The organism is Marinomonas posidonica IVIA-Po-181 (genome assembly GCF_000214215.1).
Lineage (GTDB): Bacteria > Pseudomonadota > Gammaproteobacteria > Pseudomonadales > Marinomonadaceae > Marinomonas > Marinomonas posidonica.
On the sequence record NC_015559.1, the window covers coordinates 3,866,154 to 3,881,123 of the forward strand.

Consider the following 14,970-nt stretch of genomic DNA (forward strand, 5'->3'; position numbering starts at 1 on the left):
TTATCTTGGATAACAGAGCTTTCATACCTTCATCTAAACGATTTACATCATCAGAATAGTTTAATCAATCTCACGAGCATTGATGTAAGCACGTTCAGATACTTCGTGCCATGCTCTTACTTTGCTGCCAAAGTCTTTGAAGGAGTCGTAAACTTTCTTACTCAACGGATCCGCTGCAGCCACTTCTTCTAGAGTTTCCGCCGATGCTTTCTTCAAGGCAGACAGCACGTCTTCAGGGAAGGGTTTCAAAGAAACGTTGTGGTCATTCACCAAGGTTTGCAACGCAGAGTTGTTCAAGGCGGTGAATTCATCCAACATTTCTGCATTTGCTTGGCGAGTTGCCGCACGGACAATCAACTGCAGATCTGTCGGCAATGCTTCGAACGCTTCTTTGTTGTAAATAGCTTCCATAGTGGAACCTGGCTCATGCCAACCTGGGTAGTAATAGTATTTCGCCGCTTTGTACAAACCAAAGGCTAAATCATTGTATGGACCAACAAATTCGGTCGCATCAATGGCACCTGTTTGCAATGAAGTGAAGATTTCGCCACCAGGCAAGTTAACTGGAATACCACCAACTTTCTTCAAGACTTCACCACCCAAACCAGGGATACGCATTTTCAGGCCTTGAAAGTCATCCAGTGAATTGATTTCTTTGTTGAACCACCCACCCATTTGTACACCTGTGTTACCTGCGGCCATTGGGATTAGATTAAAAGGTGCATAAACTTCTTCCCACAGGGCCAAACCGCCACCATGGTGAATCCAAGAGTTGATTTCTTGCGCGGTGAAACCAAAGGGAACCGCTGTAAAGAACTGTGCCGCAGGGGCTTTACCTTTCCAGTAGTACGCTGCGCCATGACCCATTTGCGCCGTACCACGAGACACAGCATCAAACACTTCTAGTGCTGGCACCAATTCACCTGCCGCATAGACTTTAATGTTGATACGGCCATTGGACATTTCATTAATGCTTTTCGCTAGGTTTTCAGCACCCGTTCCCAGACCAGGGAAATTTTTCGGCCAAGTTGTGACCATTTTCCAGTTAATCACTTCCGCTTTGGTTTCCGTTTTCGCGGTTTCTTCCGCTTTTTCAGAACCACCACAGGCCACTAAAGTAGCCGTTGTTAAGCCGAGCAATGCCAGTTTGCTCCAGGTTTTTATTTTACTCATTCGTTATCCCTCAAGAGGCTAGTTTCACTTATTTTTATAAGACTTAGCTTTGAAAATATTCTATATGTGCAACTCTAATCACACTCTTGAGCGTCTGTAGCTCGCTCAAGAATAGACACATTTTTTGCACTAAGTGATTGGGATAGTATGAATTGCTGAGCCAGCCCTCAAGATCTTTTTGTTATTTATTGAGGATTTAGATGATTTTTTCGACATAAAACAAAAAAACGCCTTCCTCAATAGAGAAAAGCGTTTTTGTTTATTGCTTCGCTTGTTGGCGAAAAACGCCAGCCTAAATCAATATTTATTCAGCAGCACGAGCATTAATAAACGCTCGCTCAGACACATCGTGCCAAGCGCTGACAGAACCTAAAAAGGTTTTAAAGGAATCATACACCTTCTGGCTTTGTGGATCCTGTGCTGCAACTTCCGCGATTGTTTCATAAGACGCTTTTTTAAGCGCTGACAATAAATCTGCTGGATAAGCTTTTAACACCACATGATGTTCATTAATCAAGGTTTGCAAAGCGGCATTATTACGCGCCGTGAATTCATTGATCATGTCCAAGTTAGCTTGTTTAACCGCTGTGCGAGCGATTGCTTGCAAGTCTTCAGGAAGGGCTTCAAAGGCGTCTTTATTGAAAATTGCTTCTACTGCAGAGCCTGGCTCATGCCAACCTGGATAGTAGTAGTATTTAGCCGCTTTATACAAACCAAAAGCTAGGTCGTTATAGGGTCCAACCCATTCAGTGGCATCGATGGTCCCCGTTTGCAGTGCCGTAAAGACTTCACCACCAGGCAAGTTAACTGGCATGGCACCGACCTTCTTCAAGACTTCGCCTCCTAAGCCAGGCATGCGCATTTTCAAGCCCTGAAAGTCCGCCAGAGAATTGATCTCTTTATTAAACCAGCCGCCCATTTGCACACCAGGATTGCCGGCCGCCATTGGAATCAAGTTGAATGGTGCATATAACTCATCCCACAATTCTTGACCGCCACCGTAGGCCACCCAAGAATTGAATTCTTGTGCGGTTAAACCAAAAGGTACCGTGGTAAAGAACTGCGCCGCTGGCACTTTGCCTTTCCAGTAATAAGAAGCGCCATGACCCATTTGTGCTGTACCACGAGATACCGCATCAAACACTTCTAATGCAGGTACTAATTCACCCGCCGCATAGACTTTGATGTCCAATCGACCATTCGACATCAGCTTAATGTTGTCAGCCAGTGCTTGTGCACCTGTGCCCAAACCTGGGTAGTTTTTTGGCCAAGTGGTGACCATTTTCCAATGAATGGTCTCCGCTTTCTGTTCTGCTTGCGCTGTGTCTTCTGCTTTTTCAGAGCCGCCACAAGCGACTAAAAGAAGGGCGAATAAACCAGCGAACGCTAATTTGCCCATTACCATTAATTTACGCATTATTTTCCCTTAGGAAGCCAGTTACTTAATTATGATGAGATGCTGTCTGTGACATGTCAGTGCGATAAAACGATCGCCAAACATTGAGATAGGTTAAATCAATTGTGCACCCTAAATGCAGTCATCGATTGTATTTTTTATTATAAGATCAGACAGAAAAATGCCCTTTTCATGCAAAAAACACGAAAAGGGCGACAGATAATAAGAAGTGTAGGAATTTTGCTCAACCTTTTTTGAGTAAAAAGTCAGAATTAAAGCAAATTCACTAAAACTGAGTAGAATAGTGCCAAGAGACACGTTGTCCCGTCTCAGCCGATTGCTCAGCCAAACACAGTAAATAGATCAACTGACAAGCTTGTGTCATGGACACAGGCGCATCCGCTTGTCCCAAAATAGCTTGTCTTAATTGAGCGTAAAACGCTGCGTATTGTCCCGCTGTCGAGGCTTCCGCTATGGTTTCAATATCATCCTGAGTATGCGCGATGAAACGCGTGTTCTTCTGTTGTTGAGCCTGTGAGGGAAAATCTTCTTGCCAAGGCATTTGACCGGCTTTCAAAGCGTCCTCTTGTGGGTCTAAACCAAAACATTGCCAACTGCCTTTGCTAAACCTCGCATTAAAGCGACGCATGTCACCCGCTTCAAATGGGGTTGAGGCCAAGCGAACCCTTTTATCCTCATAACCCAATTCAACTTCGAACCAATCATGGGTTTGACTCGCCTCACGCAAGCTATCAATGCTGGCATGCAACCATTTTGGAGGACCAAACAGAAACAAGGCCTGATCCAATAAATGCGGTCCCAAATCCCAAAAAATGCCCGTCCCCACACCAGGTTGTTCACGCCAACGGGATTGAGGAAATGGACGAAAACGATCAAAACGAGAATCTAGATGCTTTAATTCACCCAGTTCACCACTGTCAATAAGGGACTTTAAGCGCAATAAATCCCCATCAAAACGACGATTCTGATACACACAGAATACCAAACCTTTTTGTTTAGAAAGGGTACAGAGAGACTCTATTTGCTCAACACTAGTGACAGATGGTTTTTCCAATAATACATGCTTGCCATTTTCCATAGCCTGTTTGGCTTGATCAAAGTGCAACAGATTCGGTGTCGTAATCACCACTAAATCCACATCTGACGCCGTAAAGACGTCTTCTGCCGCGGTTACAACCGTCACTTCTGGCCAAGCAGCTTTTACATCGGCCACTTTGGCACTGCAGACAGAGACTAAAGACATGTACGGATCGTTTGTCACAAAAGGGGCATGAAATACCTGTCCAGACAAACCGTAACCAATTAAGCCTACTCGAATCATCACGACTCTCCCTTACTTTTATTTTTGTTATGCCATTAAGTTTACAGGGGTTAGAAAAGGTTTGCTGAATTGAACAGTGAAGAAAGGAATGAGCAAAGCATACTCATTCCTAATAAAAAGTATCAGGTTAACAATGCTACATCATCACTTTTTATCTAATTGCCGCTTTTCCCATTCAGGGCCAAACCAATTCATGTGACCAAATGCATCTAAGCCACGAATAGCTAAGCTAACACCAAGGCCAAGCATGGGCCAAACCGCCCACATATAAGCTGTACTAGTAAAAATATTAATAGCAAACAACAGACAAATAATGACACCATATCGAATCGCACGCTTATAAAAGTGAGTCATTTTATTCACTCTTATTTGAGCGATTTTTTCTTCCAAATTTTCGGATTGTTCATTTTGATGCTCAGTCTGAATGGTCATTTCCTTTTCTCCTTGAAGATAGTTTATGGACACATCAAAAACGGCAGCTAAGGATTTTAATGACTCTAAACCGGGAGGATTTCCCTTTTCAATTCTCTGAATAGTACGAACACTTAATCCAGATAACTGTGAAAGCTGATCTTGGGACCAACCTCTTTGCAATCTAAGTGTTTTTACTATCATATTTAAATCCCGCTCAACGTTTTTCATCAGACTAAATACTCATTCAAAAAAATGTCACGACATTTAGGCGACAAAAAGGTGACAGTTGTTTATTTTCAATAAGTTACATTACTTCCAATTTGGCGAAAGACAATACCAACCACTTACTGCCTTCGCCATCAAAGTTAACCTGTACACGAGCTTGTGGTCCTTGACCTTCGTAGTTCACCACTAAACCTTCACCAAATACCGGATGTTTTACACGATCGCCCATGCTGACATTCACTTCTGGTGCTTGATAACGGTTTAATACGCTACTGTTTTGCAGCTTCTCTTTCTCTGATTGGTAATCAGGACGCTGTAAGGAAACTGGGCGACTGACCTGAGATCGTAAACGCACTTCTTGCAAACATTCCGGAGGTATTTCCTTAATGAAACGAGAAGGACTGTTAAAGGATTCACTGCCGAACAAGCGACGAGATTCAGCATAAGTAATGTAAAGCTTTTCCATCGCTCGGGTAACACCAACGTAGCACAAGCGACGTTCTTCTTCTAAACGACCAGGCTCTTCAAATGACATCTTACTTGGGAAGACGTTTTCTTCTACACCCGTTAAGAATACCAAAGGAAACTCCAAACCTTTTGCCGAGTGCAAAGTCATTAGCTGCACCGCATCTTGATATTCGTCCGCCTGCTGATCACCTGCATCCAATACCGCTTGATCTAAAAAGGCCATCAGAGGCGAGCTAAACTCTTCGTCTTCGTCATTCCAACTAAAACCACCAGCGGCTCCCACCAGTTCTTTTAAGTTTTCAATGCGCGCTTCGCCTTTTTCACCCTTTTCCTTTTCGTGGAAAGGGATGAGACCCGCTTCCTCTATAATCTGTTCGAAAATATCATTGAGATTCAAATCTGGCTGCTGGACGGTCGTGCTTAAACCTTCAATCAGATGCAGGAAGGTTTTGATGGCATTGGTCGCTCGGGCTGGCATCAGAGACTGTCGCACCACTTCTTGCGCGGCTTGCCACATAGAACAACCTTGGTCACGAGCGATTTCTCTTAAGGTACCAATACTGCGTTCACCAATACCACGAGGGGGGACATTCACCACTCGTTCCATGGCACCATCGTCATTCGGATCCAGCGCTAAACGAGCATAGGCCAAGGCATTTTTAATTTCTAGACGGTCGTAGAATCTGTGCCCACCATAAATACGATAAGCAATCTGTTCCCTTACAAGGCATTCTTCAATCACACGAGATTGAGCATTGGAACGATATAGAATCGCCATGTCCGTGAGCGATGTCCCTTTATCTCGCCATTCTTTAATGATGCCCAAAATGAAGCGCGCCTCATCTTGCTCATTAAAACCAGCGTAGACAGAAATTGGCTCTCCTTCACCGCTGTCGGTCCACAGCTCTTTGCCTAATCGATCATCATTGTGTTGAATCAGACCATTGGCCGCGTTCAGGATATGACCAGTGGAACGGTAGTTTTGCTCCAAACGAATGGTCTGAACATCATCAAAGTGTTTACTAAAGTTATGGATATTTTCGATCTTCGCGCCTCGCCAGCCATAGATAGACTGATCGTCATCCCCAACAGCGGTGATCGTACCTTGATCGCCAACCATGACGCGTAACCAAGCATATTGAATGGTATTGGTGTCTTGAAATTCGTCCACCAGCACATGACGGAATCGCTCTTGATAATGACGCAATAGCGCTGGCGTACTGAGCATCAATTCGTGAGCACGCAACAGCAACTCACCAAAATCCAATAATCCGCCTCGTTCACAAGCTTCTTCATAATGATAATAGAGTTCGCGCATGCCCTTTGTGAAAGGGTCATGACTGTCTGGCACATGAGCGGCACGACGACCCTCGTCTTTTTGTCCGTTAATAAACCACGCCACTTGTTTGGGTGGCCAACGAGTATCATCAATGCTTAATTCTCGCATGATTCGCTTAATCAACCGCAGTTGATCATCGCTGTCCATGATCTGAAAGTTTTCTTTCAAGCCCGCATCACGCCAATGAGCCCGTAACAAACGGTGTGCTAGTCCGTGAAAGGTTCCCACCCACATGCCTTGCGGTGGTACCCCTACCAGCTCTTCAATCCGCCCTTGCATTTCACGAGCCGCTTTATTGGTAAAGGTCACCGCCATTAAACTGTATGGAGAAAGTTCATAAGCGTGCATCAGCCAAGCGATGCGATGTACTAATACTCGAGTTTTTCCTGATCCAGCCCCAGCTAACACCAAGCTATTTTGCAATGGTGCCGCAACGGCTTCGCGTTGCTTGTCATTCAATGAATCCAGGATAAAAGAAACGTCCATTACCGTCCGCCGTGATTAAATTAATGTGTTTGTCATAAAAAACGCGTAAAAAATAGATTGATTTTTGACCGATTTACGTTTTTTATAAAGCTGTAAATAAGTTGTCTGTCTATTTTGACTTTTTTCAACGATCGATGACAGTGCTCTGTGCATTTCTACGTCATCGAAAGGCTAGAAAGGGGGTTACGATGAGCAATTTGTCTGAAACACTAACGGAAGTGAAGACGGATATCCTTCACGCTTCGATTAGTTTGGAGAATGAAAAAAAACAGCGAAATCAAAAAGATGATGCCGCTAGAATGCTGAAAGCCAGACGTGCTATTGAACAGCATTTAGAGCAAAAGCGCTTGTATCATGATATTTCTAATGGTTGGGACGACTGAATTAGTCACCACTCTCACCTAACATATCTAGCCCTAGCCTAATCCAGGCACAGCGTGCTAGACGTTTTCAACCAAGCCGATTTAGGACTTGGAGCAGCCTGCTTTACCATAAAAAACCAAACTCTAACGCTAAATGACATTTTGATACAGTAATTCCCCCTGCTTTTTGACCCCATTTATAGCGGTTACTCATATCTTCGAGTACCATATGTCTGATTTTCAATATCTTCTAATCCATAATAAAAAAGAAAATAACCCTCTTGGGGAGTTAACATGTTTGAACATATCCAAGCTGCTCCAGCGGACCCAATTTTAGGTCTGAACGACGCTTACAAAAAAGATCCCAACCCAAACAAAATTAACCTTGGTGTTGGAGTGTACAAGGATGAACTAGGCCATACGCCTATTCTAAAGGCTGTAAAGCAAGCAGAAGAGCGTTTGTTGCTCCAGGAAAAATCAAAAAACTACTTAAGTATTGAAGGTAGACCCAACTACCGCAGTGCCGTACAAACCTTATTGTTTGGTAAAGATCACCAGATTATTAGCAAGCAACTTGCTCAGACTGCCCATACTCCTGGCGGTACTGGTGCCCTTCGCGTTGCGGCTGAATTTATTAAAAAGCATCTTCCTGAAGCGACGATTTGGGTCAGCAATCCAACATGGGCAAACCACCAATCCGTTTTCCAATCCGTTGGCTTAGAAGTCGGCAGCTACTCGTATTACAACGCCGACAGTAAAACATTAGACTTTGAAGCCATGTTAGCCAGCTTATCGCAAGTACCTGAAGGCGATGTGGTGTTATTTCATGGCTGTTGTCACAACCCAACCGGCATAGATCCAACACCTGAACAATGGTACCAGTTAGCAAAACTATGCAGTAAGCAAGGCTTCTTAGCACTGTTTGACTTTGCTTACCAAGGTTTCGGACAAAGTTTAAATGACGATGCTCAAGGCCTAAGAACCTTCTTGGACCATGTACCGGAGATGTTGATTGCCAGTTCCTTTTCTAAGAACTTTGGTTTATACAATGAACGTGTTGGAGCGTTAACCATTGTTTGTGAAACCAGCGATCAAGCCGAGTCGGCTTTCACTCAGATCAAGCGTTGTATTCGCACCAATTACTCTAACCCCCCTTCTCATGGTTCAGCAGTCGTGGCCGAAATTTTAAACGATGCTGAGCTATATGCTTTATGGGAAAGCGAACTGGACACCATGCGCACACGTATTCACGAAATGCGCAGCCTTTTTGTGAATACCTTAAGAGCAAAAGGCGTCAATCAGGATTTCTCTTTCATTTCGCAGCAACAAGGCATGTTCTCGTTCTCCGGCCTAACGCCAGATCAAGTGGCTCAATTGCGTAATGAATTTGGCATTTACATCGTCGGTTCAGGGCGTATCAATGTCGCAGGTATGACTCACGACAACATGGCACCGCTTTGTGAAGCCATTGCGAGCGTGATAAAAGGTTAAGTCTTTTATCACGCTAAAAAGCGGTGATGAGGGATTCCGCCTGATCACCGCTTTTTTGTTTCTCTTGTGACCCATATTTGCTAACTTGAGCCATTCTTTCGGAACAAAGGCGTAAAATGGGGAGACCAACATGACCGCCACTCTTATTTATTGTTATGACCCTATGTGCAGCTGGTGTTGGGGCTTTCGTCCAACGTGGAGCAAACTGCAGAAGTCATTGCAAGGCTTGGTCGACACAAATCAAATCACCATTCAGCCCATGCTAGGTGGCTTGGCAGTGGATTCAGATCAACCCATGCCCGATGCCATGCGACATAAGTTAGAAGACACTTGGCAGCAGATTCAATCCAGTTTGGGAACCGAGTTTAATTTCGATTTTTGGCGCAACGCACAACCAAGGCGTTCAACCTATCCAGCTTGTCGCGCCTGTTACGTGGCGCGAGACGTTGGGCTTGAAGAAGAAATGTATCATGCCATTCAGCAGGCATATTATTTAGAGGCTAAAAACCCCTCTAATCTGAATACCTTAATCGAATGTGCTGAACACATAGGATTAAAAGCAGATGGGTTTCAGAAAGCCATGATGCATGTAGAAAAAGAACGCTTGCTGGAAGCGGAAATAGAGCAAGCAAGGCACTTAAACCTAAACTCTTTTCCATCTCTGGCTCTGCTGAAAGGCGATCAATTAATTTCCATTCCGTTGGACTATCAAGACCACCTCAGCATGCTAGCACAGATAAAAAAGGCGCTGTCATAGCGCCTTAATATCAAATGCCATTAACCAAAATCATGATTAATTAAATCCAACATAGGATTGTATAGTGGTTCTGGTGTTTTTCTTTCTTCATCTTCTGCACTCTTATTCTGAGACGTCTTAACCTCTGCATGCTCTGATGCTTGATCATCTGTTGCTTCGACAAGGTCTGCAGTAGACAAGTCTTCTTTATCCAAGGCTTCCTGTGGTGTTGCTGGGGTTGTTTCAACATTCGTGTCAGAAACCACTTCAGAAGACGCTAAGTCAGACACCAATAAGTAGTCTTTTAAACGACTGACTAAAGGCTCAACATCAGCCACAGTCACATTCAATGCAAGCCAATGAGCTGCGTCTTGCTCTGGGCTCAATAAATCTCCAGGGACAATGGCATGACGAAAGCTCGCAATCAGAGTCGGCATGGTCTCTTTATTGACAGGCTTGGCTAAACGCATCCACAGTGCCATACCACCTTTACTGGTAACCAGACTGATCTGGTCTCCTAGTTGCTCATCCAAATAAGCTTTAAGTCGTTCAGAATTCGCCCAAACGTCCCTTGCTCGACGCATAACAGACGCTTTACTATTGATCTTAAGCATGTCGCTGAGGCAAGCCTGCTGCACATCATTCAAGGCCATGTCGGCCGCCAAAAAAGCCCCGTCCAATAGTTCGTGATGACGACCCGGTAAACACCAAGCCATTGTCATCTCAGAGGCCTTGTTCTCGACACCGCCAATGTAAACAATGTGATCAGATTGATCTAACGACTTATAAGTCAGCAATGGCCCACTGCGATAAGCCAAATGTGAACACAAGTCCCATTCAATAACCGGTAACTGTGTTTCTTCGATAATGGCCAGCCAACGTCGCAAGCTCAAATTGCTGATTAATTGCCCCGTCGGGAAAGAAAATTGCCCAGGCAGCACAATCAGACGAATCGGCTCCTCTCTCAAGCAACGAATCGCCAAATCCAGGTCAACACCTCGATCCCCAGCGGTGATGGTAATCACTCGCCGTCCTAGACTTTGTAGTGTGCTCGTCAGCCTAGGATCACAAGGGGTTATCACCAACACAGAATCGCCTTTCTCTGTCAGTGTTTGAATGCTTTGAGTCAACATTGCCAATGGGGAACGCCCTAACCAAAGCTGGGAAGCTCTTGATTTAATCCCCATGTCTTTCAAATAGTCATTCACCACTTCTCTGACCGCCAAATGCCCCTTGCCCAATACAGGCAGAGCGCTGTCTTCTTGTTTGGCAGAGGCTTGACCATAACCACTCGCTTGATCGACTAGGGCACCATGATGCGCTAAGCATGCCCAAGCAGATTTCGTCTCTTGGCCTTCTAAAACATATTGAGACTCTCCGGCAAGCAATAAAGCAGGTTTTACATCACTTCGATGACAAACAAAATAACCAGATTTAGGACGTGACTCGATCCAACCGTCTTTCACTAACAATTCATAGCCATGAATCACGGTATTCAAACTTAGCTCAAGCTGCTTAGACAAAGCACGCAGTGACGGCATTTTGTCACCAGGGCTCAGTACGTCTTGCGACACTTGCTCCAAAAACCAGTCCACGACACCTTTATATAGAAAATCCGCCACCGCTTTGTACCTTCTTAAGCTAATTTGTTTATAACTGTTATCAATCATTATCCCTGTCTAAAAAAAACGCAAGTAAAAGGCCATTATTTCCTGATTTTTATAGCGGTTAAGGTACAATTTCTCTGCTTTTCTTTTTCTCTCGACTTGCTTGAAGTAACGAATTTATGGCCTTTGATCCTTTATCTCTTCGATCTCAATTCCCTATCTTGACCCAACAAGCCAACGGTAACCCGTTAATCTATTTGGATAATGCCGCGACCACACAAAAACCGCTCAGCGTCATCAATGGCATTCAAGAATATTACTTAACCGCCAATGCCAATGTTCACCGTGGTGCACACTTCCTAAGTGACCGCGCTACCAATCAATTCGAGCTGGCGAGAAAACAAGTAGCAGACTTTATTAAAGCCCCACAAGACAGCCATATTATTTGGACTAAAGGAACCACCGAATCCATCAACCTAGTGGCGTATGGCTTGGAGCACTTGATACAACAAGGGGACGAGATACTCATTACCAGTCTTGAACATCACGCTAATCTAGTTCCCTGGCAACAACTGGCTTTTCGAACGGGAGCACGTTTACGTGTATTACCATTAACATCAGATGCCCAGTGGCAAGAAGAATTTGCCCATTACTTTACTGAACGCACTAAGATCTTCGCAGCGACTCAAGTCTCCAACGCCATTGGTGTACAGACTCCTCTCATTAAAATGCTGCAACACGCCCAAAAACAAGGAGCATTTACGTTAATTGATGGCGCTCAAGCCGTGGCTCATTATCCAGTAAATGTGGCGGAACTGGATTGTGATTTTTACGTCTTTTCAGGCCATAAAATGTACGGTCCTACAGGCATCGGCGTATTGTATGGTAAGCATCACGCGTTAGAAGTATTAATGCCTTACCAAACTGGCGGTGAGATGGTCTCTCATGTGTCTTATCAAGCGACAGAGTTCAACGTATTACCCTATCGTTTAGAAGCAGGGACACCACACATTGAAGGCGCGATTGGCCTTGCTTTAGCCTGTGAATTCTTGACTCAACAAGACAGAGAAGCATTGCTCACATGGGAGCAAGCCCTAACCAATCTGGTTTACCTTCGCCTGCAAAAAGAAGCCAATTTGGAAATCTATTCACCTGAAACCAACAGTACATTAATCTCATTATCTGTACCTAATAGCCACATTATGGATTTAAATCAATATTTAGACAGTCAAGGCATTGGGGTTCGAGCAGGAAGCCACTGCGCTCATCCTTTGATGGCACAACTGGGCGTCACAGGCACCTTACGAGCTTCCTTTGCTTGTTATAATACCCTTGATGAAGCGGAACGCTTTTGTGACGTATTGCTTAACGCCATAGACTTATTAAACGATGAGTAACCAGTGATGATGGATTATTTAGACATAAAACAACAGCTACAAGCTTGTCGTAGCAAAGAAGACACCTTCAAGACCTTAGTCACCTTAAGTAAAAGTTTATCTCGCTTATCAGCCGAAGAAAAAACCGAGGAGCATAAGGTCAAAGGCTGCGAGAGCAGCGTTTGGTTGATAGTCGAAGAACGTCAAGGCCTTCGCTATTTCAAAGCAGACAGTGACGCCAAACTGATGCGCGGTGTCCTCCTAGCCATATTAAGTTTGGTCGATGGAAAAAACACCAATGATCTACAAAAAATGGATTTAACTCATCAACTAACCGAGCTTAACTTAAGCAGCTACCTGACCAGTTCACGAAGCAATGGGGTTTTAGGAATTTTAAAACGCATTCAAGCTTAATCTGTCTTTAACACTTAGCCAGTTTTGCCAACACTCGTGACACAGCCACAAAACCAAAGGTCGCGGTGACTACTGTACTGGCACCAAAGCCAGTATCACAATTCATCTTGGTTTCTGTATCCCCTTTTTGACGAGACTCACACACTGTTCCATCAGTCTGTGGGTATTTGAGCTGCTCAAGAGAGTAGACACACTCAATCTCGAAGCGGCGTTTAGTATTACGAGGAAAGTTATAATGGCGGCGCAGAAAGTTTCTGAGCTTTGCTGCCAGTGGGTCTTGTTCCGTACGGGACAGATCGGCAATCTGGATCTGTGTTGGGTCAAGTTGGCCACCAGCGCCACCAACCGTGATGATTTTTTGCTTATTACGCTTACACCAAGCCACCAGAGCGGCTTTAGGCTTGAGGCTATCGATCGCATCAATAACGTAATCAAATGGCTCAGAGAGCAGTTCAGAGAGATTTTCAGGGGTAATGAAGTCTTCAACACACGTTACTTGGCAAGCAGGGTTAATCAATTGAATGCGTTCTTTCATCGCTTCGACTTTCGCCTTACCAATGTTGCCATCCAATGCATGAATTTGGCGATTGGTGTTGGTGACACACACATCGTCCATGTCGATCAAAGTAATACAACCAATACCTGAGCGAGCGAGTGCTTCAGCGGCCCAAGAACCCACACCGCCAATACCAATCACACACACGTGGGCCTGCTGAAATGTTTCGTAAGCTTGGTTACCGTATAATCGGCGAATGCCTCCAAACCTTTGATCATCTGTCACTTTTCTCTCCATACAGGACAATTTGCCTGCGCATATTGGTCATTCAGTGTATTCTTAACGCCATTCGTAAACGATTTAGGTAAACCTTTTATCATGAGTCAAGACGCTTTCGAGCAGCTGGGTTTAACGTCTAGGGAAACTCAGCTGTATCAAACTTTATTAAAGCTCGGCCCTTCTTCAATCCGTGATATTGCAGAGCACAGTGGTGTCAATCGCGGCAGTGCTTATGAATCCTTAAAGCAGTTGCAAAGCAAGGGAGTTGTAAGCTATTTCCCCAAAGGCAAGCGGCGCTTTTTTTCCGCTGAAAGCCCAGATATTTTACTCGACCTTGCAGAAGAAAAACGCCAACGATTAGACAAAACCATCGAATCGTTGAAAAACACCATTATCCCAAATTTACATCAACAACAGCCAGATTATCATCAAACAAATGTACGTTATTATGAAGGAGATGATGGTATTGAGTGGGTATTAAGGGACATTTTAAACGTGGTATCGGATCAAGACCATAAAGAATATTGTGTCTTTTCATCCAAGCCCATAAGACCGTATTTGTACCGCCCTTTTCCAAATTATACTAAGCAGCGAATTAAGCTTGGTATCAATGTAAAGGTGATTGCCTTAGGGGATGGAGGTGAAGATGCTGAACTGTCCGAACGTAAATGGATTAAAACAGAAGGCGCAGTTGACGCCAGTTACATCGCCATTTATCCACCCAAATGTGCCATTATTTCTTTGGCCAGTAACAACTTTCCATCGGCTGTCGTACTGGAGTCACAAGACATCGCCAAAGCTCAACAGATCATTTTCGATACTTTGTGGAAAATGCTTTAGGGTTAAACACAGAACTTTCGTTTTGCTCACAAGCCCCATTTAAAGGCATAAAAAAAGCAGCCCCAAGGCTGCTTTTTTTGACGCTTACTCAACCGTTTCGCTTATTTGTGCTCACGGAACTGTTGAAGTGTACGCAGACGAGCAACGGCTTCCGCCAACTCAGCTGTCGCACGAGTGTAGTCAACATCAGGTTTTTGATTCGCTAAAAGCTCTTTGGCATGTGCCTGAGCTTTTAGTGCTGCCTCTTCGTCCAGATCATTGGCACGAGTGGCGGTGTTAGCCAAAACAGTAACGCGGTGTGGCTGAACTTCTAAAAAGCCGCCAGACACAAAGATAAACTCTTCATCACCGTTTTCTTTAACCACACGAACAGGACCTGGTTGCAGAGTCGTCAACAATGGCGCGTGACCAGGCATAATGCCTAGATCGCCATAGCTGCCTGCAGCCACAAGAGACTGAACCGTACCGGAAAAGATCTCTTGCTCAGCGCTTACGATATCGCAGTGTACTGTGATAGCCATAAGTT

At 44.4% G+C, this 14,970-nt stretch carries 14 protein-coding genes; 6 read left to right on the forward strand and 8 right to left on the reverse strand.

Annotated elements, in window-relative coordinates; all coding sequences use genetic code 11:
- Positions 1 to 60: 60 nt before the first annotated feature.
- The 5 genes from MAR181_RS17840 to uvrD all read right to left on the reverse strand — a co-directional run bounded on the left by MAR181_RS17840 (position 61) and on the right by uvrD (position 6,843).
- Positions 61 to 1,173 carry a TRAP transporter substrate-binding protein gene (locus MAR181_RS17840; RefSeq protein WP_013797994.1) on the reverse strand — a complete coding sequence of 371 codons (1,113 nt, stop codon included), beginning with the start codon at positions 1,171 to 1,173 and terminating at the stop codon, positions 61 to 63.
- A 304-nt stretch (positions 1,174 to 1,477) separates the two neighbouring features.
- Positions 1,478 to 2,590 (reverse strand): TRAP transporter substrate-binding protein, encoded by a 1,113-nt coding sequence (locus MAR181_RS17845; protein ID WP_013797995.1) that lies wholly within the window; start codon positions 2,588 to 2,590, stop codon positions 1,478 to 1,480.
- Between the two features lie 265 nt (positions 2,591 to 2,855).
- Positions 2,856 to 3,911 carry a Gfo/Idh/MocA family oxidoreductase gene (locus MAR181_RS17850; RefSeq protein ID WP_013797996.1) on the reverse strand — a complete coding sequence of 352 codons (1,056 nt, stop codon included), beginning with the start codon at positions 3,909 to 3,911 and terminating at the stop codon, positions 2,856 to 2,858.
- Between the two features lie 144 nt (positions 3,912 to 4,055).
- The gene (locus MAR181_RS17855; protein ID WP_013797997.1) at positions 4,056 to 4,553 is read right to left on the reverse strand and encodes a helix-turn-helix domain-containing protein; all 498 of its coding nucleotides are present in this window, start codon (positions 4,551 to 4,553) and stop codon (positions 4,056 to 4,058) included.
- A 76-nt stretch (positions 4,554 to 4,629) separates the two neighbouring features.
- On the reverse strand, positions 4,630 to 6,843 hold the full coding sequence (gene uvrD / locus MAR181_RS17860; protein ID WP_013797998.1) for a DNA helicase II: 2,214 nt from the start codon (positions 6,841 to 6,843) through the stop codon (positions 4,630 to 4,632).
- Positions 6,844 to 7,031: 188 nt separating this feature from the next.
- Here uvrD and MAR181_RS17865 point away from each other — a divergent pair, with 188 nt between their 5' ends.
- The 3 genes from MAR181_RS17865 (at position 7,032) to MAR181_RS17875 (ending at position 9,453) form a co-directional block, all read left to right on the forward strand.
- Complete coding sequence (locus MAR181_RS17865; protein WP_013797999.1) at positions 7,032 to 7,226, forward strand: PA3496 family putative envelope integrity protein; 195 nt, start codon at positions 7,032 to 7,034, stop codon at positions 7,224 to 7,226.
- A 273-nt stretch (positions 7,227 to 7,499) separates the two neighbouring features.
- Positions 7,500 to 8,696 (forward strand): amino acid aminotransferase, encoded by a 1,197-nt coding sequence (locus MAR181_RS17870; protein WP_013798000.1) that lies wholly within the window; start codon positions 7,500 to 7,502, stop codon positions 8,694 to 8,696.
- Positions 8,697 to 8,826: 130 nt separating this feature from the next.
- Positions 8,827 to 9,453, forward strand: coding sequence for a DsbA family protein (locus MAR181_RS17875; RefSeq protein WP_013798001.1), 627 nt, complete (start codon positions 8,827 to 8,829; stop codon positions 9,451 to 9,453).
- Between the two features lie 20 nt (positions 9,454 to 9,473).
- Here the strand turns inward: MAR181_RS17875 and MAR181_RS17880 are convergent, their stop codons facing one another.
- Positions 9,474 to 11,102 (reverse strand): aminotransferase-like domain-containing protein, encoded by a 1,629-nt coding sequence (locus MAR181_RS17880; protein ID WP_013798002.1) that lies wholly within the window; start codon positions 11,100 to 11,102, stop codon positions 9,474 to 9,476.
- Between the two features lie 116 nt (positions 11,103 to 11,218).
- Between MAR181_RS17880 and MAR181_RS17885 the strand changes: the two genes are divergently transcribed.
- Entirely contained in the window at positions 11,219 to 12,436 is a 1,218-nt protein-coding gene (locus tag MAR181_RS17885; RefSeq protein WP_013798003.1) for an aminotransferase class V-fold PLP-dependent enzyme, read from the forward strand.
- Positions 12,437 to 12,442: 6 nt separating this feature from the next.
- The gene (locus MAR181_RS17890; RefSeq protein ID WP_013798004.1) at positions 12,443 to 12,829 is read left to right on the forward strand and encodes a SufE family protein; all 387 of its coding nucleotides are present in this window, start codon (positions 12,443 to 12,445) and stop codon (positions 12,827 to 12,829) included.
- Positions 12,830 to 12,836: 7 nt separating this feature from the next.
- On the opposite strand, the gene tcdA is transcribed toward MAR181_RS17890, so the two are convergent.
- Positions 12,837 to 13,610 carry a tRNA cyclic N6-threonylcarbamoyladenosine(37) synthase TcdA gene (gene tcdA, locus MAR181_RS17895; protein WP_013798005.1) on the reverse strand — a complete coding sequence of 258 codons (774 nt, stop codon included), beginning with the start codon at positions 13,608 to 13,610 and terminating at the stop codon, positions 12,837 to 12,839.
- A 93-nt stretch (positions 13,611 to 13,703) separates the two neighbouring features.
- Here tcdA and MAR181_RS17900 point away from each other — a divergent pair, with 93 nt between their 5' ends.
- A complete protein-coding gene (locus MAR181_RS17900) occupies positions 13,704 to 14,444 on the forward strand; it encodes a TrmB family transcriptional regulator (RefSeq protein ID WP_013798006.1) in 741 nt (246 codons plus the stop codon).
- Between the two features lie 101 nt (positions 14,445 to 14,545).
- Here MAR181_RS17900 and MAR181_RS17905 read toward each other — a convergent pair whose 3' ends face one another.
- Positions 14,546 to 14,965 (reverse strand): F0F1 ATP synthase subunit epsilon, encoded by a 420-nt coding sequence (locus MAR181_RS17905; protein ID WP_013798007.1) that lies wholly within the window; start codon positions 14,963 to 14,965, stop codon positions 14,546 to 14,548.
- Positions 14,966 to 14,970: the final 5 nt, after the last annotated feature.